An 18,856-nucleotide genomic window follows, 5' to 3' on the forward strand; every position below is an offset into this window, starting at 1 on the left:
TTACGCTCCGGATAGTTTTCTAAAGAGAGATCGCACCCATTCGCGGTGCAGGCTCAGCGAACGTCCCATCACCACCACAACCAGCAGCGCCCCTGACAGCGCGCTCGACACCTGGTTGGGGATGCCGACCATCTGTAAACCCTGTTGCAGGTACCCCACAAGCAGCGCCGCCAGCGCCGTACCGATAACCGAACCGGACCCGCCGTAGATATTCGCCCCGCCGAGCACGGCGGCGGTAAGCGCGGGCATCAGCAGATCGCGCCCCAGATCCGAGCGCGCGGAGCCGAAATAGGAGACCATCACCAGCGCGGCAATGGCAGAGGCCACGCCCACCAGGCCGTACAGGGCGTAGGGCATGCCGTTGACCGACAGCCCCGCGTAGCGCGCCGCGCGCGGATTCTGGCCCATTAAAAACAGATGCCGGCCAAAGCGCCCGCGGTGGGTTATCAGCCAGAAAAAGAGAGCGATCGCCGCGAACAGCACCAGCGGGATCGGCAGCCCCAGCACCGTGAGGTTAGCGAAGGCGGTGAAGCCGTCCGGGAAGCCGCCGATGCCCTCGTAGCCCGTCGCGCCCGCCATGCCGGAGAGCAGCAGCGCCCCGCCGCCGTAGAGGTAGAGCGTGCCGAGGGTAATCACCAGAGGGCTGATGCCGGTGTAGTGGATCAGCGCCGCATTCACCAGCCCGCACAGCAGGCCGAGCAGCAGCGTCAGTGGAACGGCGAGCGCCATCGGCCACCCCGCCTGCATCATCACCCCCAGCGCGATGGCGCACAGGCCAATGGTTGAGCCCAGCGAAATGTCGATCCCGCCGCTGATAATCACCAGCGTCAGCGGCAGCGCCACGATGCCGATGCAGATGAAATCGCTGGTGCTGAACAGCAGCATGTTGACGTCGAGCATCCGCGGGTTGATGGCCCCAAAAAGCAGGATCTCCAGCACCAGCAAAACCAGCAGCGCGCTTTCCCAGCTAAGCTTCATTTATGCCACCTCTTTTTTGCGTTCGGGAAACGAAGCGACGTGCTTTCCCCCTTTATTACCCGGCTGGAAGCGGCCGTACTTCAGCCCCCGCTGGTGTCTTGAGAGCGCCTGGCGCAGCCGCCCGTCGAGCACCAGCACGCCCAGCAGCACCAGCCCGGCGATAAAGTCATTCCACCAGGCCGGCAGCCTGAACAGCACCAGCACGGTGTCGATTTGGGTGAGGAAGAACGCGCCGAGGAAGGCGCCGATCAGCGTGCCGGTGCCGCCCAGCAGCGAAATGCCCCCGAGCACGCAGGCGGCGATGGCCTTCATCTCCAGCCCGCTGCCGGTCTGGTTGGGAACAAAGCCAATCTGCGCGGCAAACACAATCCCGGCGCAGGCCGCCAGCATGCCGTTGAGGGTAAAGGCGAGCATCCGCGTGCGGTTGACCGCCACGCCCAGCTGCCGCGCGGCGGCGAGATTGTCGCCCACGGCGTAGAAATCACGCCCGAAGGCGGTACGCGAAAGCGTCCATGCGCCGGTGGCCACAATAAGCATCACCGCAATACCGAGCGGTGAAACGCCGATGACGGCTGGCTCAGAGAGGGATTTCAGCCCCGGCGGCAGCCCTTCAATCCACTTTCCGCCGGTCCAGAGGAGCATCGCCCCGCGGTACAGCCCCAGCGTGCCGAGGGTGGCGACTATGGCCGGAATACGCAACCCCACCACCAGAAAGCCGTTGAACGCCCCCGCCAGCGCGCCAATCGACAGCGCGAAGAGAATGGAAACGGGCAGGCTGTAGCCGCTGTTCAGCGCCACGCCAACGGCGATGGCGGAGAGCCCGACGATCGAGCCAACTGACACGTCAATATTGCGGGTCAGCATCACCAGCGCGGCGCCGGCTGCCAGCAGGATCAGGATTTGCGAGCTGGCGAAGATCATCCCCAGCGTTTGCAGGCTGAAGTAGGACGGATTAAGCGCCACCAGCACGGCAAACAGCGCAAGGATGGCGAGAAAGGCGCTCAGCTCGCGGTTCTTCAGTAAGATCTTCATGACTGCCCTCCAAACGCCAGCGCCATCATCCGGTCGAGGCTGACGGCGTGGCGCGGTAGTTCACCGCTGAGTACGCCCTGATGCATCACCAGCACGCGGTCCGCGAGGCCGGGGAATTCATCAAGATCGCTTGAGATCATTAATACCGCCACGTTCTGCGCCGCCACGCTTTTGAGCAGCTGGTAGATATCGGCGCGCGCCGAGACGTCCACGCCGCGCGTGGGTTCATCGACGATCAGCAACAGAGGATTGGCCTCCAGGCAGCGCGCCAGCAGCACCTTCTGCTGATTGCCGCCGGAGAGCGTGCGCACGGGCTGATCCGCGTGGTTGAGCCTGATCCCCAGCGCCCGGTGATAGCGCTCCACCACCGCAGACTCCCGCCCGCGCTGCTGCCAGATCGATGGCTCGTTCAGCGCCACGGTGTTCCAGCGGACGGGCGCGTCGAGGAACAGGCCGGACACCTGCCTGTCTTCCGGCAGATAGACCAGCCCTTTCTCCAGCCGCGCCGAAACGGCATCATGGCTGATATCCTGATTTTCCAGCCAGACGCGGCCCCCGCGCGCGGGGCGCAGGCCGTAAAGCGTTTCCGCAAACTCGGTGCGCCCGGATCCCACCAGCCCGGCGAGGCCGACGATCTCCCCGGCGTAGATCTCAAGGCTGAGATCGATAAACCCTTCCCCGGTGAGATCCTCAACCCGCAGCACCGGAAAATCCTGCGGCTGGGTGCGGCGGTTGCCCGGCAGCGCCAGCCACAGCTTTTGCGTATCGCTCAGGGATTTATCGCGCCCCACCGGCGTCATGGCGGCGATCAGGGCGTTATCGTCAAACTGCGCGGTTTCGCCGCTGAGCACCACCGCGCCGTCGCGCATCACCGAGACGTGGCTCGACAGCATGCGGATTTCCGGCAGCTTGTGCGAGATGAAGACAATGCCAACGCCGTGCTCCTGCAGGGCGCGGATCTGGGAGAAGAGCCGTTCGGTTTCACCGGGCGTGAGGGAGGCCGTAGGCTCATCGAGGATCAGGATCGTCGCGTTGCGCATCAGCCCGCGCAGGATCTCCACCATCTGCTGATCCGCCACCTCCAGGGTGCTGGCAGCGGCGTCGAGGTTAAGCTGGCACCGCAGCTGTTCCAGCTTCGCGGCGAGGCGTTTATCCCGATCGCGCCCGCGCGGCAGGCGGAACAGGATGTTTTCCCGCACCGTCAGGTTGGGGAACAGGAGCGGCTCCTGCGGCACTAGGTAAATGCCGAGCTCGTGCGCCTGCGCGGGCGTAAGCCGTGCAAAAGACTCACCGGCGACCGACAGTTCACCCCGATCCGGCGTTTCGACCCCGGCGACGATCTTCATCAGCGTCGATTTTCCCGCGCCGTTACCGCCCATCAGCGCGTGCACCTGCCCCGCAAGCAGCGTGAAATCAATGCCTTTCAGAACCGGCACGCCTGAGAACTGCTTGCTGATATTCCGCGCCTCGAGAAGTGGTGTCATCATCGCTCCGCTATTGAACAAATGATTTTTAGATTTAATAATGTTCAAAAGCGTAGACGGTGAACTATATTTACAACCGTGCAGGGATCACAGTTTTATCGATTAAGATCCAGATAAAACAGAAACCATCTTAAAGATCCGTTTTGTCGCGTGGCTCACATTTTCACGTCGCGCCATCACGAACATATGATCTAAATTTTTATAAGAGTTCAACTATGAGCGATAAACGCACTGCGGAAGAAGGACGGTTTGCCGGGCTGGCGCTGGCGGAAGAGGAGCTGGTGGCGCGCGTGGCCTGGTGCTACTACCACGACGGGCTGACCCAGAACGATATTGGCGAACGGCTCGGGCTGCCGCGCCTGAAGATCTCCCGCCTGCTGGAGAAGGGCCGTCAGTCCGGGGTGATCCGCGTGCAGATCAACTCCCGCTACGAGGGGTGCCTGGCGCTGGAAACCGAGCTCCAGCAGCGCTTTGGCCTGAAGCTGGTGCGCGTGATGCCCGCCCTTAATACCCCGCCGATGAACGTGCGGCTCGGCATTGGCGCCGCGCAGTCGCTGATGGGCGTGCTGGAGCCCGGCCAGCTGTTAGCGGTGGGGTTTGGTGAAACCACCATGAGCAGCCTGCAACATTTAAGCGGCTTTATCAGCTCGCAGCAGATCCGCCTGGTGACGCTCTCCGGCGGCGTGGGGCCGTATATGACCGGTATCGGCCAGCTGGACGCGGCCTGCAGCGTCAGCATGATCCCCGCCCCGCTTCGCGTCTCATCCGCAGAAGTGGCCGGGATCTTAAAGCGCGAAACCAGCGTGCGGGACGTGATCCTCGCCGCCACCGCGGCCGACGTGGCGGTGGTCGGGATTGGTTCGGTGAACCAGCGCCGTGACGCCACCATCCTGCGCTCCGGCTATATCAGCGAAGGTGAACAGCTGATGTACGCCCGCAAGGGCGCGGTCGGCGACATCCTCGGCTATTTCCTCAATGCCGATGGCGAATGCGTCGAAGAGCTGGAGATCCACAAAGAATTACTCGGCGTCACGCTCGATGAACTGGCGCAGCTGCCCACCATCGTTGGCGTGGCCGGAGGAGAAGAGAAAGCCGATGCGATTTACGCCGCACTGAAGGGTCGCCGTATCAATGGCCTGGTGACGGAAGAGACGACAGCCCGCGCGGTGCTGGCCCTGACGTAACGGGGGATGCCCTGCGCTAACAGCGAGGCAAGCTCATGAGTTACCTTTTAGCGTTAGATGCAGGGACAGGCAGCGTTCGCGCCGTTATTTTCGATTTACAGGGCAGCCAGGTTGCCGTCGGCCAGGCCGAGTGGAAGCACCTGAGCGTGGAGAACGTGCCGGGGTCGATGGAGTTCGACCTCGACACCAACTGGCGGCTGGCCTGCCGGTGCATTCATCAGGCGCTGGAGCGCGCGCGCCTGAGCGCGGCGGATATTCAGTCCGTCGCCTGCTGCTCGATGCGCGAAGGGATCGTGCTGTATGACCGCAACGGCGAGGCCATCTGGGCCTGCGCCAACGTCGACGCCCGCGCCAGCCGCGAGGTTGCCGAACTCAAGGAGATCCACGACGACCGCTTTGAATCCGAAGTGTATGAGGTTTCCGGGCAAACCCTTGCCCTGAGCGCAATGCCGCGCCTGCTGTGGCTGGCGCACCATCGGCCGGATATCTACCGCAAGGCCGCCACCATCACCATGATCAGCGACTGGCTGGCGGCGAAGCTTTCCGGCGAGCTGGCGGTTGACCCGTCCAACGCGGGCACGACCGGCATGCTGGATCTCTTCTCCCGCGACTGGCGGCCGGCGCTGCTGGACATGGCCGGGCTGCGCGCCGATATCCTCTCCCCGGTGAAGGAGACAGGGACGGTGCTGGGTGCCATCACCCGGGAGGCCGCACAGCAGAGTGGCCTGCGCGAGGGCACGCCGGTGGTGATGGGCGGCGGCGACGTGCAGCTGGGCTGTCTGGGGCTGGGCGTGGTCCGCGCCGGGCAAACGGCGGTGCTGGGCGGTACCTTCTGGCAGCAGGTCGTAAACCTGCCGCAGGTGCGCACCGACCCTGACATGAACATCCGCGTGAACCCGCACGTTATCCCCGGCATGGCGCAGGCGGAGTCGATCAGCTTCTTTACCGGGCTGACCATGCGCTGGTTCCGCGACGCGTTCTGCGCCGAAGAGAAGCTGATTGCCGACCGGATGGGGATGGACACCTATTCCCTGCTCGAAGAGATGGCGAGCCGCGTGCCCGCTGGCTCCCACGGCGTGATGCCCATCTTCTCCGACGCGATGCATTTTAAGCAGTGGTACCACGCGGCACCGTCGTTTATTAACCTCTCCATTGACCCGGAAAAGTGCAACAAAGCGACGCTGTTCCGCGCGCTGGAGGAGAACGCGGCGATAGTCTCTGCCTGTAACCTGGCGCAGATTTCGCGCTTCTCCGGCGTTAAGTTTGAGAGCCTGGTGTTTGCGGGCGGCGGTTCGAAAGGCGCCCTGTGGAGCCAGATTTTAAGCGACGTCACCGGCCTGCCGGTGCGCGTGCCGGAAGTGAAGGAGGCCACGGCGCTGGGCTGCGCGATTGCGGCCGGAACGGGCGCGGGGCTGTTCGCGGATATGGCCTCGACGGGCGAGCGGCTGGTGCAGTGGAGCCGGGAGTTCACGCCGAACCCGCAGCACCGCGAGCTGTACGACGGCATGATGCAGAAGTGGCAGGCGGTGTATGCGGACCAGCTCGGGCTGGTGGACAGCGGGCTGACGACGTCGATGTGGGAGGCACCAGGGTTAGTTAAAACCCACACCCCTCACCCTGTCCCTCTCCCCAAAGGGGAGAGGGAAAAGACCAGATCGAGCTAACTCTTTAAGATCGCACCGGCTAGTCCCCTCTCCCCTTCGGGGAGAGGGTTAGGGTGAGGGGCATTATTTGAATCCCATCACATTCACCGCATTCCCCTTTTCCCTTTTACTCCCCGCTGGCTAAATTAGTAACTCATCCGACCACATAACAATAATTTTACACTGGAAGAGACTATGAGCCGCTACCCGTCGTTATTCGCCCCTCTCGATCTGGGGTTCACCACCCTCAAAAACCGCGTGCTGATGGGCTCGATGCATACCGGGCTGGAGGAGCGCCCGGACGGGGCCGAGCGTCTGGCGGCGTTCTATGCCGAGCGCGCGCGTCACGGGGTGGCGCTGATCGTCACCGGCGGCGTATCGCCCGCGCCCACGGGCGTGACGATGCAGGGCGGCGCGGTGCTAAATGACGCGAGCCAGCTGCCGCACCACCGCATTGTGACCGACGCGGTTCACCGCGAGGGCGGCAAAATCGCCCTGCAAATCCTGCACACCGGGCGCTACAGCTATCAGCCGAATCTGGTCGCGCCGTCGGCCATCCAGGCCCCCATCAACCGCTTCAGGCCGCATGCCCTCAGCCACGACGAGATCCTGGCGCTGATTGAGGACTTCGCCCGCTGCGCCGCGCTGGCGCGTGAAGCGGGCTATGACGGCGTGGAGGTGATGGGCTCCGAGGGCTATCTGATCAACGAATTTCTCGCCGCGCGCACCAACCAGCGCGAGGATGAATGGGGCGGCGACTATGCCCGCCGCATGCGCTTTGCGGTGGAGGTGGTGCGCGCGGTGCGTGAGCGCGCGGGGGCGGATTTTATCATCATCTTCCGCCTGTCGATGCTCGACCTGGTGGAGGGCGGCGGGACGTTCGATGAAGCCGTGCAGCTGGCGAAGGCGGTTGAAGCCGCGGGCGCCACCATCATCAACACCGGCATCGGCTGGCACGAGGCGCGCATTCCAACTATCGCCACGCCGGTGCCGCGCGCGGCGTTCAGCTGGGTAACGCGCAGGCTGAAGGGAAAAGTGTCTGTTCCGCTGGTCACCACTAACCGTATTAACGATCCGCAGGTGGCGGACGACGTGATATCACGCGGCGATGCCGATATGGTGTCAATGGCGCGCCCGTTCCTCGCGGATGCAGAACTGTTGTCCAAAGCGCAAAGCGGACGCGCGGATGAGATCAACACCTGCATCGGCTGTAATCAGGCCTGCCTGGATCGGATCTTCGTCGGCAAGGTTACCTCTTGTCTCGTGAATCCGCGCGCCTGCCATGAAACCACAATGCCTGTCGTTCCCGCGGTCAATAAAAAACGCCTGGCCGTCGTGGGCGCTGGACCAGCGGGCCTGGCGTTCGCGGTGAACGCCGCCTCGCGCGGGCACAGCGTGACGCTGTTTGATGCCGCCGGTGAGATTGGCGGGCAGTTTAATATCGCCAAACAGATCCCCGGCAAAGAGGAATTCTATGAAACCCTGCGCTACTACCGGCGGATGATCGAGTTGACGGGCGTAGATCTGCGGCTTAACCAGCGGGTGACGGCGGCCGATCTGCTGGCGTTCGACGAGGCGATCCTGGCAAGCGGGATCGCCCCGCGCACGCCTGCGATCGAGGGCATCGATCATCCGAAGGTGTTGAGCTATCTGGACGTACTGCGCGATAAAGCGCCCGTGGGGGAGAAGGTGGCCATTATCGGCTGCGGCGGTATCGGCTTTGATACCGCCATGTACCTGAGCCAGCCGGGCGAGGCCACCAGCCAGAATATCGCCGAATTTTGCGTGGAATGGGGAATTGATACCAGCCTGAGTCAGCCCGGCGGCCTGCGGCCTGAAGGGCCACAGCTGCCGAAAAGCCCGCGTCAGATCGTCATGCTACAGCGCAAAGCCAGCAAGCCGGGCGAAGGGCTGGGCAAAACCACGGGCTGGATCCACCGCGCCACCCTGCTGTCGCGCGGGGTGAAGATGATCCCGGCGGTGAGCTATCAGAAGATCGACGACGAGGGCCTGCACGTCACGATCGGCGGCGAACCGCAGCTGCTGCGCGTGGATCATGTGATTTTGTGTGCCGGGCAAGAGCCGAAGCGGGATCTGGCGGATCCGCTGCGTGAGGCAGGTAAAACGGTGCATTTGATCGGCGGGTGCGACGTGGCGATGGAGCTGGATGCGCGGCGGGCCATTGCGCAGGGCACCCAGCTTGCACTGATTATTTAGCGACGACGTCCCAGCTTCACCGCTTTCAGCACCACGAACTTGTTGTTGGTGGCGATGGTGACGCAGTTGCCGAAAATCTTCTTCAGCTTGTGGAAGTAGTCCAGGTGGCGGTTCGCCACGATGTACAGCTCGCCGTTGATCTTCAGGCAGCGGCGCGCGTGGTGGAACATCTCCCAGGCGACGTTATCCGTCAGGGCGTGCTTCTGGTGGAACGGCGGGTTGCAGAACACGGCGTTGAAGCGGAAAGGCTCCACGCCGGACAGCGCGTTGTTGATCATGAACTCGCAGCGGTCCAGCGCCTCCGGCATGTTGGTTTCCACGTTCAGACGGCTCGACGCCACCGCCATCGGCGATTCGTCGCTGAACACCACGCTGGCGTCCGGGTTCTTCGCCAGCAGCGTCAGGCCAATCACGCCGTTGCCGCAGCCCAGGTCGACAATTTCCCCTTCCAGATTTTCCGGCAGGTGTTCCATAAAGAAACGCGCGCCGATGTCCAGACCGGTGCGGGAGAAGACGTTCGCGTGGTTATGGATGGTCCAGTCTGTGCCTTCCAGCTTCCAGCTCAGGGTTTCTGGCGCGTCGGCCAGTTCCGGCGCGCTGAAGGTACAGTTGATCAGGCGCGCTTTTTTCCAGGCGAGCGTAGTGGTAGTCGGGCCCAGCACCTTCTCGAACAGCTCCAGCGTCGAGGTGTGAATGTCGCGCGCTTTGGCACCCGCGATGATGCGGGTTTCTGGCGTCACGACCTTGCGCAGCGCGCGCAGCTGCTGCTCCAGCAGCGCCATGGTTTTTGGCACCTTAATCAGCACCACGCCCGGCGCCTGCGGGTAGTCCGCGGTGCTGTCGAGGAACTTCACGCTGGACTCTTCGATATCGTTGTGACGCAGGTTTTCACGCGTCGCCAGCTCGCTCAGGTAAGAATCGCCGATGCTGTAAGGCGTGTGTGCCGCCAGGGCGCAGGCCAGCGCGCCAAACGCGTCATTCAGGATCAGCACCGGGCCGCTGATTTCAGCGTCATCCAACTGTTGCAGCAGATATTCATCCGCCGCTTCCCACGCCTGAAGCGGGTTAACGTCGTCCGTTTCCGGGAAACGTTTAAGGTTGAGTGAACGGAAACCGTTGTCTAAGTGGCTCATCGGCCCTCCTGAATGGTAAAATTTCGGCGTTATCCCTGAAAAGGGTGCGTGAGTATACCCGTTTTCAACTTATTTTGGGGTTTTGATGAACCAGCTGACTTATCTCCAGGGCTACCCGGAGCATCTGCTTTCCCAGGTCCGGACGTTAATTGCCGATCAAAAGCTGGGCGCGGTGCTGGAAAAACGCTATCCCGGCACGCACGATTTCGCGACCGATAAGGCGCTCTGGCAGTATACGCAGGATCTGAAAAACCGGTATCTGAAGAGCGCGCCGCCGGTCAACAAGGTGATGTACGACAGCAAGATCCACGTGCTGAAAAACGCGCTCGGCCTGCACACCGCCGTCTCTCGCGTGCAGGGCGGCAGGCTGAAGGCCAAAGCGGAGATCCGCGTGGCGACCGTATTTCGTAACGCGCCCGAAGCGTTTCTGCGGATGATTGTGGTGCACGAGCTTGCCCACCTCAAGGAGAAGGAGCACGACAAAGCGTTTTATGCCCTTTGCTGCCATATGGAGCCGCAGTACCACCAGCTGGAGTTTGATACCCGTTTGTGGCTGACGCATTTATCGTTAAAGAGTAATGCGCAGTAGCGCACGCGAAATGTCATGATGACGTGCTACAGTGGCTACAGGTTCCCTGCTACGGAGTACGTAAACGTTTATGATACGTTTCGCAGTCATCGGTACGAACTGGATCACGCGCCAGTTCGTCGACGCCGCCCACGAAACCGGCAAATATAAGCTCACCGCAGTCTATTCCCGCAGCCTTGAGCAGGCGCAGAGCTTCGCGAACGATTACCTGGTCGAACACCTGTTCACCTCGCTCGACGAGATGGCGCAAAGCGACGCTATTGACGCGGTTTATATCGCCAGCCCGAACTCCCTGCACTTCCCGCAAACGGCGCTGTTCCTCGGCCACAAAAAGCATGTGATCTGCGAGAAGCCGCTGGCCTCGAATAGTCAGGAAGTGGAAGCCGCCATTGCGCTTGCCCGCGAAAACCAGGTGGTACTGTTCGAAGCGTTCAAAACCGCCAGCCTGCCCAACTTCCTGCTGCTGCAGCAGTCCCTGCCGAAAATTGGCAAAGTGCGTAAAGCCTTTATCAACTACTGCCAGTATTCGTCGCGCTATCAGCGCTATCTGGACGGCGAGAACCCGAATACCTTTAACCCGGCCTTCTCGAACGGCTCGATTATGGATATCGGTTTTTACTGTCTGGCCTCTGCGGTTGCGCTGTGGGGGGAACCACACGGCGTGACGGCCACCGCCAGCCTGCTGGACAGCGGCGTGGACGCTCACGGTATCGTGGTGCTCGACTACGGTGATTTCAGCGTGACGTTGCAGCACTCGAAGGTCAGCGACTCCGTGCTGCCAAGCGAAATTCAGGGCGAAGACGGCTCGCTGGTGATCGAAAAAATCTCCGAATGCCAGAAGCTGAGCATCGTCCCGCGCGGCGGAAAAGCGCAGGAGCTGACGCAGCCTCAGCATATTAACACTATGCTCTATGAGGCAGAGGTCTTCGCCCGTCTGGTAGAAGACAACGAAGTGAACCACCCGGGGCTTGCGATAAGCCGCACCACGGCGAAGCTGCAAACGGAGATCCGCCGACAGACCGGCGTGGTCTTCCCCGCAGACGGCGTGAATGCGGAAGCTATCGCGTAAAGCTGTGTAATGAAACCGTGCAGAGCATTGACGAAATCAATGTTCTGACATATTTTGTTACCTGCAAAGGGGAGTAACTTCTTCGCCGGTGGATCGTCATTACGATGCGTGCAAAACCGCATCCGGTCGCCGGGCAACCTTTATGGTTGTAAGTGAGACCTTGCCGGAAGGCGAGGTCTATGCATAAAAAGCTAACGGCTATCGTCTTCTGACCATAGCCGTTTTTGTTTTTTATGTGTAAGGAAAATAGTATGCATTCTGTCGGCACTCCAATGCTGTGGGGCGGATTCGCGGTTGTCGTGCTCATCATGCTGGCGATCGACCTCTTTTTGCAGGGCCGCCGCGGCGAGCACGGCATGAGCGTTAAGCAAGCCGCCGTCTGGTCGCTGGTGTGGGTATCCCTCTCACTCCTTTTCTGCGCCGCCTTCTGGTGGTATCTGGCCTCGACCGAAGGCCGCGCGGTGGCCGATCCTCAGGCTCTCGCCTTCCTCACCGGTTATCTGATTGAAAAAGCGCTGGCGGTAGATAACGTCTTCGTCTGGCTGATGCTGTTTAGCTATTTTGCCGTGCCTGCGGCTCTGCAACGCCGCGTGCTGGTGTACGGCGTGCTCGGTGCCATCATCCTGCGTACCATCATGATCTTCGCCGGCAGCTGGCTGATTACCCAGTTTGAATGGTTGCTGTACGTGTTCGGCGCGTTCCTGCTGTTCACCGGCGTCAAAATGGCGCTGGCGAAAGAAGACGATACCGGTATCGGCGATAAGCCGCTGGTGAAGTGGATCCGCGGTCATCTGCGCATGACGGACAAGATCGAAAGCGAGCATTTCTTCGTGCGCAAGAACGGCCTGCTGTTTGCCACCCCGCTGCTGCTGGTGCTGATTCTGGTCGAGCTGAGCGACGTGATTTTCGCGGTAGACAGTATCCCGGCTATCTTCGCGGTCACCACCGACCCGTTCATCGTGCTGACCTCTAACCTGTTCGCGATCCTCGGCCTGCGCGCGATGTACTTCCTGCTGGCGGGCGCGGCGGAGCGTTTCTCGATGCTGAAATACGGCCTGTCGGTGATTCTGGTCTTCATCGGTATCAAGATGCTGATCGTCGATTTCTACCATATCCCGATCGCCATTTCGCTCAGCGTGGTGTTTGGCATTCTGCTGGTGACGCTGGTAATTAATACCTGGGTTAACCGCCAGCACGATAAAAAGCAGCAGGCGGAGTAATCCCCTCTCCCCGGCCCTCTCCCCACAGGGGAGAGGGTGAACACACTTTTGTAACGCAATAGTTAAAAAATATGACGCAACACGTAAAATCCAGCATTTTACGCTTCCGCCTTTCCCCGCTTTCCGTGATACTCAACCAGGCAAACAAATATTTACATCCTGAAATAAATGTGACTTAGAGCACATCCAGGATGGAACGCAATTTCACTTAGGAATTTAGTATGAGCACACAATCTAAAGGCCTGCTGGCGCGTATCACGCAGGGCAGCCTGGTTAAACAAATCCTGGTAGGGCTGGTTCTGGGGATCCTGCTGGCGCTGGTGTCAAAACCTGCCGCGGAAGCGACAGGGTTACTCGGCACCCTGTTCGTGGGCGCGCTGAAGGCCGTTGCGCCGGTGCTGGTTCTGATGCTGGTCATGGCTTCCATCGCCAATCACCAGCACGGACAAAAAACCAACATTCGTCCGATTCTCTTTTTATATCTGCTGGGCACGTTTTCTGCTGCGCTGACCGCGGTGGTCTTTAGCTTCCTCTTCCCGTCCACGCTGCATCTGACCTCTGCGGCGGGCGACATCACGCCGCCTTCCGGCATCGTGGAGGTTCTGCGTGGCCTGCTGATGAGCATGGTGACAAACCCGATTGATGCCCTGCTGAATGCAAACTACATTGGCATCCTGGTCTGGGCAATCGGGCTTGGATTCGCCCTGCGTCACGGCAACGAAACGACGAAAAACCTGGTCAACGATATGTCCAACGCCGTGACCTTTATCGTGAAGGTCGTCATTCGCTTTGCGCCGGTCGGTATCTTTGGTCTGGTGTCGTCTACGCTTGCGACAACCGGCTTTGACGCGCTGTGGGGCTATGCACAGCTGCTGTTTGTGCTGGTAGGCTGCATGCTGCTGGTGGCGCTGGTGATCAACCCGCTGCTGGTGTTCTGGCAGATCCGCCGCAACCCGTATCCGCTGGTATTGACCTGCCTGCGCGAAAGCGGCGTATATGCCTTCTTTACCCGCAGCTCGGCGGCGAACATTCCGGTTAACATGGCGCTGGCGGAGAAGCTGAACCTGGATCGCGACACCTACTCGGTTTCCATTCCGCTGGGTGCGACCGTCAACATGGCGGGTGCAGCGATTACCATCACCGTGCTGACGCTGGCGGCCGTGCATACGCTGGGTATTCCGGTCGATCTGCCAACGGCGCTGCTGCTGAGCGTGGTGGCGTCGCTGTGCGCCTGCGGCGCATCCGGCGTGGCGGGCGGTTCGCTGCTGCTGATCCCGCTGGCCTGTAATATGTTTGGCATTCCGAACGAAATTGCAATGCAGGTTGTTGCGGTCGGCTTCATTATCGGCGTCCTGCAGGACTCCTGCGAAACCGCGCTGAACTCCTCAACGGACGTGCTGTTCACCGCGGCGGCCTGCCAGGCGGAAGACGCGCGTTTAGCGAAGAACGCCCTGCGCGGATAAAGCAAAACGGCAACCCTGAGGTTGCCGTTTTTAGTATTTGCCCCCTCTCCCCGTGGAGAGGGTTGGGGTGAGGGCACCAGCCCGCACCCAGCTTAGAGCGTCACACCACTCTTAAAAATCGCCAGCTCGCGGAAGTCGTTCTTCTCGTTACAGGTCTGCCTGCCGCTGGCGAACTCTGCGATAGCGTCCACGAACTCGGTCAGCAGCTGCGGCATCGCTTTGCCGTGGATCAGCTGCCCTGCGTCGAAATCGATCCAGTGCTTTTTCTTTGCCGCCAGCTCGCTGTTGGTGGCAATTTTAACCGTCGGCACAAACCCGCCGTACGGCGTACCGCGGCCGGTACTGAACAACACCATGTGGCAGCCCGCCCCCGCCAGCGCGCTGGTGGCGACCGCATCGTTACCTGGCGCGCTCAGCAGGTTCAGGCCGTGGGTTTTCAGGCGTTCGCCGTAGCGCAGAACGTCCACCACCTGGCTGGCGCCCGCCTTCTGGGTGCAGCCGAGGGATTTCTCTTCCAGCGTGGTGATCCCCCCCGCTTTGTTACCCGGCGACGGGTTCTCATAAATCGGCTGGTTGTGGGCTATAAAGTACTGTTTGAAGTCGTTCACCATGGTTACGGTCTTTTCAAACGTCTCTTCGTCGCGGCAGTGGCTCATCAGAATACGCTCCGCGCCGAACATCTCCGGCACTTCGGTCAGCACCGTGGTGCCGCCATTGGCAATCACGTAATCCGAGAAGCGGCCCAGCATCGGGTTGGCGGTAATGCCGGAAAGCCCGTCAGATCCGCCGCACTCCAGGCCAAACTTCAGTTCGCTCAGCTTGCCCGGCTCGCGCCTGTCGTGACGCATCACCTCATACAGCTGATGCAGCTGTTCAACGCCCGCCTCCACTTCGTCATCCTGATGCTGACACACCATAAAGCGCACACGCTCGGGATCGAAGTCGCCCAGCGTTTCGCGAAAGGCATCCACCTGGTTGTTTTCACAGCCGAGGCCAATCACCAGCACCGCGCCCGCATTCGGATGGCGCACCATGTTTTGCAGCATGGTGCGGGTGTTGATGTGGTCGTCACCCAGCTGGGAGCAGCCGTAGGTGTGGCTGAACAGATGCACCCCGTCGGTGCCTTCGGCACCGCTGGTCTCTTTCAGGAAGCGCGCCTGGATTTGACGCGCAATCCCGTTCACGCAGCCGACGGTCGGGAGGATCCACAGTTCATTGCGGATCCCCACCTCGCCGCTGGCGCGGCGGTAGATCTGCACCTCACGATCGGCCGCCTGGGCTTCTTCCGTCTGAAAGTCAGGTTGATAGCTGTACTCGTCCAGATCGCTGAGGTTGGTGCGGGTATTGTGGGAATGAATGTATTCACCCGGCGCAATATCCGCCAGCGCGTGACCGATGGGCAAACCGTACTTCACCACGTTCTCCCCTTTGGCAATGGGGATCAGGGCAAACTTATGGCCACGCCCAATAGCCTGGCGTAACGTCACCGACTGGCTGTCGAAGGCCACTTCCGTCCCTTCGGCTAAATCTGCCAGCGCGACGGCAACGTTATCCGGCGAATGGATTTTGATGTATTGCATATCAACCTCAAGCGGCCTTAGTTCAGTTCAATGGCGAAGTAGTCACGCGCATTGTTAAAGCAGATGTTTTTCACCATTTCGCCCAGCAGCTGGATATCCGCTGGCGCTTCGCCCGCGTGCACCCAACGGCCAATCATCTGGCACAGAATGCGGCGGAAATATTCGTGGCGAGTGTAGGAGAGGAAGCTGCGGCTGTCGGTCAGCATGCCGACAAAGCGGCTTAACAGGCCAAGCTGCGCCAGCTGCGTCATCTGACGCTCCATGCCGTCTTTCTGGTCGTTAAACCACCAGCCGGAGCCGAACTGCATCTTGCCCGGCATCCCTTCCCCCTGGAAGTTGCCGATCATGGTGCCCAGCACTTCGTTATCGCGCGGGTTCAGGCAGTAGAGGATGGTTTTTGGCAGCAGGTTTTGCTCGTTCTGTTTGCTCAGCAGCTTAGACAGCTCTTCCGCCAGCGGACGGTCGTTGATGGAGTCAAAGCCTACGTCCGCGCCCAGCAGCATAAACTGGCGCTGGTTGTTATTACGCAGCGCGCCGATGTGATACTGCTGAACCCAGCCGCGACGGGCATATTCCGCACCGAGGAACACCAGCACCGCGGTTTTGAACTGGGCGACTTCATGCTCGCTTAACTGTTCGCCGGAGAGACGGCGCGCCAGAATGCCGTCCAGCTCGGCTTCGTTAGATTCCGCGAACAGCACCACGTCCAGCGCGTGGTCAGAGACCTTACAGCCGTGCGCGGCGAAGTGATCCAGACGTTTGGTAAGCGCCGTTTGCAGATCGGCGAAACGACGGATGTCGGTATCGGAGACTTCCGCCAGCTTCGCCATGTAGTCGTTAAAGGTTGCCTGCTCGATGTTGAAGGCTTTATCCGGGCGCCAGCTTGGCAGCACCTTGATGTCAAACGCGGCGTCTTTGGCGACCACCGCGTGGTGCTCCAGGGAGTCGATCGGATCGTCGGTCGTCCCCACCATCTTCACGTTCATCTGCTTCATGATGCCGCGCGCGGAGAAGTTGTCCTGCGCGAGCAGGTCGTTGCACTGGTCCCAGATTTCATCCGCGGTGGCTGGAGAAAGCAGCTTGCCGGTTATGCCAAACGGACGACGCAGCTCAAGGTGCGTCCAGTGGTATAGCGGATTACCGATGGTGTGCGGAACGGTAGCGGCCCAGGCGTCAAACTTCTCGCGGTCGGTGGCGTCGCCGGTACACAGGCGCTCGGCCACGCCGTTGGTGCGCATCGCTCGCCATTTATAGTGGTCACCCTTCAGCCAGATATCATACAGGTTTTTGAAGCGGTAATTTTCGGCAACCTGCTGCGGCGGTAGATGGCAGTGGTAGTCGAAAATCGGCTGGTCTTTTGCGTAGTCGTGGTACAGGCGGCGGGCAAATTCGCTATCTAACAGAAAATCGTCGGTCATAAACGGCGTCATTATCGTCTTCCTCATTACGGGAGCGGCAGAAAGCTTATGTTCAGATGCTGCAAAGTTATCACACCAATTTCCAGAGGCCGACGTTTTTTTCGTGAGTTAGATCAATAAACGTCGACAAATAAATTACCCTCAAAGGGGTAAACCCTCTCGCAGACCGCGCCAGCACTGGCTTTATCCGCGCCGCAGAATATCCCTACAAAGATTCACACTTTTGTGATGTCACTCACCTTTTAAAGTTGTATGACAAGTTATCGTTTCGCCGTCGCAAACACTATGCCGACGGAATGCATTACCGGTGCTTCACACCGGATTTAACGGTACGGAAACCGACTTAAGCACGATTACTTATGGCAAGGTTCGGGCCGTTCCGGGACACGCTCCCGGTTACGCCCCTCCCGTTACAGAACAGCTCCCGATAACGGTTGAGCTGTTGCCGTGTCCCGACACGGAAATAACATAACGATGAGGTTTTACATGCGTAAAATTAAAGGGTTACGTTGGTACATGATTGCACTGGTGACGCTCGGCACCGTGCTGGGCTACCTGACGCGTAACACCGTGGCAGCCGCGGCGCCAACGTTGATGGAAGAGTTACATATCTCCACGCAGCAATACTCTTACATCATCGCGGCGTACTCTGCCGCTTACACCGTAATGCAGCCTGTTGCAGGTTATGTTCTTGATATTCTGGGTACAAAAATTGGTTACGCCTTCTTCGCCGTTGCCTGGGCCGTCTTCTGCGGCGCGACCGCACTGGCAGGAAGCTGTGGCGGGCTGGCGCTGGCGCGTGGTGCGGTTGGTGCCGCCGAAGCGGCGATGATCCCGGCGGGGCTGAAGGCCAGCTCCGAGTGGTTCCCGGCAAAAGAGCGCTCCATTGCGGTGGGCTACTTCAACGTGGGCTCGTCCATCGGGGCGATGATTGCGCCGCCGCTGGTGGTATGGGCCATCGTGATGCACAGCTGGCAGATGGCGTTCATCATCTCGGGCGTACTGAGCTTTGCCTGGGCGATGGCGTGGCTGATCTTCTATAAACACCCGCGCGATCAGAAAAAGCTGTCTACCGAAGAACGCGACTACATTATTAATGGCCAGGAATCGCAGCATCAGACCGATAACGGCAAAAAGATGTCCGTCTGGCAGATCCTCGGCACCCGTCAGTTCTGGGGTATCGCCCTGCCACGCTTCCTGGCAGAACCGGCCTGGGGCACGTTCAATGCCTGGATCCCGCTGTTCATGTTCAAAGTTTACGGCTTTAACCTGAAAGAGATCGCGATGTTCGCCTGGATGCCAATGCTGTTCGCGGACCTGGGCTGTATCGTGGGCGGCTACCTGCCACCGCTGTTCCAGCGCTGGTTTGGCGTGAACCTGATTGTTTCCCGTAAGATGGTGGTCACCCTGGGCGCGCTGCTGATGATCGGCCCGGGCATGATCGGTCTGTTCACCAGCCCTTACGTTGCTATCGCGCTGCTGTGTATCGGTGGTTTTGCTCACCAGTCTCTGTCCGGGGCGCTGATTACGCTCTCCTCCGACGTGTTTGGCCGTAACGAAGTTGCCACCGCCAACGGCCTGACCGGCATGGCCGCCTGGACAGCAAGCACCATGTTCGCCCTGGTGGTCGGCGCGCTGGCAGACACCATCGGCTTCAGCCCGCTGTTCGCGGTACTGGCAATCTTCGACCTGCTGGGCGCGGTGGTGATCTGGACGGTGCTGAAAAGTAAATCCGCCGACGAACTGGCGAAAGAGTCCCTCGGAGGGCCGGCGACGCAGAGTTAGCGCTGCGCCACCACCCGGCAAAATCTTCGCAGAAGCCGCCTCCGGGCGGCTTTTTTGATGG

Annotated in this window: 14 protein-coding genes; 8 read left to right on the top strand and 6 right to left on the bottom strand. The window is 60.4% G+C overall.

Annotation, left to right across the window (positions count from 1 at the left end; genetic code table 11):
• The 3 genes from lsrD to lsrA are packed head-to-tail and all read right to left on the bottom strand — an operon-like array spanning nt 1 to nt 3,494.
• The gene (lsrD, locus tag OWK27_RS07730) at nt 1–978 is read right to left on the bottom strand and encodes an autoinducer 2 ABC transporter permease LsrD (RefSeq protein WP_193355039.1); all 978 of its coding nucleotides are present in this window, start codon (nt 976–978) and stop codon (nt 1–3) included.
• Complete coding sequence (lsrC, locus tag OWK27_RS07735) at nt 979–2,010, bottom strand: autoinducer 2 ABC transporter permease LsrC (protein ID WP_267590151.1); 1,032 nt, start codon at nt 2,008–2,010, stop codon at nt 979–981.
• Nucleotides 2,007–3,494 (bottom strand): autoinducer 2 ABC transporter ATP-binding protein LsrA, encoded by a 1,488-nt coding sequence (lsrA, locus tag OWK27_RS07740; RefSeq protein ID WP_267590248.1) that lies wholly within the window; start codon nt 3,492–3,494, stop codon nt 2,007–2,009. Before lsrA ends, lsrC begins: the two co-directional genes overlap by 4 nt.
• Before the next feature lie 215 nt (nt 3,495–3,709).
• Between lsrA and lsrR the strand changes: the two genes are divergently transcribed.
• The 3 genes from lsrR to OWK27_RS07755 all read left to right on the top strand — a co-directional run bounded on the left by lsrR (nt 3,710) and on the right by OWK27_RS07755 (nt 8,538).
• Nucleotides 3,710–4,678, top strand: a complete 969-nt coding sequence (gene lsrR / locus OWK27_RS07745; RefSeq protein WP_047652762.1) for a transcriptional regulator LsrR — start codon at nt 3,710–3,712, stop codon at nt 4,676–4,678.
• 35 nt (nt 4,679–4,713) lie between these two features.
• A complete protein-coding gene (gene lsrK / locus OWK27_RS07750; RefSeq protein WP_267590152.1) occupies nt 4,714–6,342 on the top strand; it encodes an autoinducer-2 kinase in 1,629 nt (542 codons plus the stop codon).
• Between the two features lie 174 nt (nt 6,343–6,516).
• Complete coding sequence (locus OWK27_RS07755) at nt 6,517–8,538, top strand: NADPH-dependent 2,4-dienoyl-CoA reductase (protein ID WP_267590153.1); 2,022 nt, start codon at nt 6,517–6,519, stop codon at nt 8,536–8,538.
• On the opposite strand, the gene rlmG is transcribed toward OWK27_RS07755, so the two are convergent.
• Nucleotides 8,535–9,671: a 23S rRNA (guanine(1835)-N(2))-methyltransferase RlmG gene (gene rlmG / locus OWK27_RS07760; protein WP_176609422.1), complete on the bottom strand. Its 1,137-nt coding sequence runs from the start codon at nt 9,669–9,671 to the stop codon at nt 8,535–8,537. The two genes, OWK27_RS07755 and rlmG, sit on opposite strands and share 4 nt — an antisense overlap.
• A gap of 85 nt (nt 9,672–9,756) precedes the next feature.
• On the opposite strand from rlmG, the gene OWK27_RS07765 reads away from it, so the two are divergent.
• The 4 genes from OWK27_RS07765 to sstT all read left to right on the top strand — a co-directional run bounded on the left by OWK27_RS07765 (nt 9,757) and on the right by sstT (nt 14,012).
• Complete coding sequence (locus tag OWK27_RS07765; protein ID WP_176609421.1) at nt 9,757–10,260, top strand: M48 family metallopeptidase; 504 nt, start codon at nt 9,757–9,759, stop codon at nt 10,258–10,260.
• A 70-nt stretch (nt 10,261–10,330) separates the two neighbouring features.
• The gene (locus OWK27_RS07770; RefSeq protein ID WP_176609420.1) at nt 10,331–11,329 is read left to right on the top strand and encodes a Gfo/Idh/MocA family protein; all 999 of its coding nucleotides are present in this window, start codon (nt 10,331–10,333) and stop codon (nt 11,327–11,329) included.
• 251 nt (nt 11,330–11,580) lie between these two features.
• Nucleotides 11,581–12,549 carry a TerC family protein gene (locus tag OWK27_RS07775; protein WP_176609419.1) on the top strand — a complete coding sequence of 323 codons (969 nt, stop codon included), beginning with the start codon at nt 11,581–11,583 and terminating at the stop codon, nt 12,547–12,549.
• A 221-nt stretch (nt 12,550–12,770) separates the two neighbouring features.
• Nucleotides 12,771–14,012: a serine/threonine transporter SstT gene (gene sstT, locus OWK27_RS07780; RefSeq protein ID WP_148418380.1), complete on the top strand. Its 1,242-nt coding sequence runs from the start codon at nt 12,771–12,773 to the stop codon at nt 14,010–14,012.
• Nucleotides 14,013–14,104: 92 nt separating this feature from the next.
• Here the strand turns inward: sstT and OWK27_RS07785 are convergent, their stop codons facing one another.
• Nucleotides 14,105–15,592: a UxaA family hydrolase gene (locus tag OWK27_RS07785; RefSeq protein WP_267590154.1), complete on the bottom strand. Its 1,488-nt coding sequence runs from the start codon at nt 15,590–15,592 to the stop codon at nt 14,105–14,107.
• Nucleotides 15,593–15,609: 17 nt separating this feature from the next.
• Entirely contained in the window at nt 15,610–17,022 is a 1,413-nt protein-coding gene (gene uxaC, locus OWK27_RS07790) for a glucuronate isomerase (protein WP_267590155.1), read from the bottom strand.
• A 474-nt stretch (nt 17,023–17,496) separates the two neighbouring features.
• Here uxaC and OWK27_RS07795 point away from each other — a divergent pair, with 474 nt between their 5' ends.
• Complete coding sequence (locus tag OWK27_RS07795) at nt 17,497–18,795, top strand: MFS transporter (protein WP_267590156.1); 1,299 nt, start codon at nt 17,497–17,499, stop codon at nt 18,793–18,795.
• Nucleotides 18,796–18,856 lie beyond the last annotated feature (61 nt).

Origin of the sequence: Enterobacter cloacae complex sp. 2022EL-00788, from assembly GCF_026627565.1 — a bacterium.
GTDB classification, from domain to species: domain Bacteria; phylum Pseudomonadota; class Gammaproteobacteria; order Enterobacterales; family Enterobacteriaceae; genus Enterobacter; species Enterobacter pasteurii.

Coding starts and splice junctions, on each gene's coding strand:
- lsrD (WP_193355039.1), bottom strand. CDS start 978: ATGAAGCTTAGCTGGGAAAGCGCGCTGCTGGTTTTGCTGGTGCTGGAG.
- lsrC (WP_267590151.1), bottom strand. CDS start 2,010: ATGAAGATCTTACTGAAGAACCGCGAGCTGAGCGCCTTTCTCGCCATC.
- lsrA (WP_267590248.1), bottom strand. CDS start 3,494: ATGACACCACTTCTCGAGGCGCGGAATATCAGCAAGCAGTTCTCAGGC.
- lsrR (WP_047652762.1), top strand. CDS start 3,710: ATGAGCGATAAACGCACTGCGGAAGAAGGACGGTTTGCCGGGCTGGCG.
- lsrK (WP_267590152.1), top strand. CDS start 4,714: ATGAGTTACCTTTTAGCGTTAGATGCAGGGACAGGCAGCGTTCGCGCC.
- OWK27_RS07755 (WP_267590153.1), top strand. CDS start 6,517: ATGAGCCGCTACCCGTCGTTATTCGCCCCTCTCGATCTGGGGTTCACC.
- rlmG (WP_176609422.1), bottom strand. CDS start 9,671: ATGAGCCACTTAGACAACGGTTTCCGTTCACTCAACCTTAAACGTTTC.
- OWK27_RS07765 (WP_176609421.1), top strand. CDS start 9,757: ATGAACCAGCTGACTTATCTCCAGGGCTACCCGGAGCATCTGCTTTCC.
- OWK27_RS07770 (WP_176609420.1), top strand. CDS start 10,331: ATGATACGTTTCGCAGTCATCGGTACGAACTGGATCACGCGCCAGTTC.
- OWK27_RS07775 (WP_176609419.1), top strand. CDS start 11,581: ATGCATTCTGTCGGCACTCCAATGCTGTGGGGCGGATTCGCGGTTGTC.
- sstT (WP_148418380.1), top strand. CDS start 12,771: ATGAGCACACAATCTAAAGGCCTGCTGGCGCGTATCACGCAGGGCAGC.
- OWK27_RS07785 (WP_267590154.1), bottom strand. CDS start 15,592: ATGCAATACATCAAAATCCATTCGCCGGATAACGTTGCCGTCGCGCTG.
- uxaC (WP_267590155.1), bottom strand. CDS start 17,022: ATGACGCCGTTTATGACCGACGATTTTCTGTTAGATAGCGAATTTGCC.
- OWK27_RS07795 (WP_267590156.1), top strand. CDS start 17,497: ATGCGTAAAATTAAAGGGTTACGTTGGTACATGATTGCACTGGTGACG.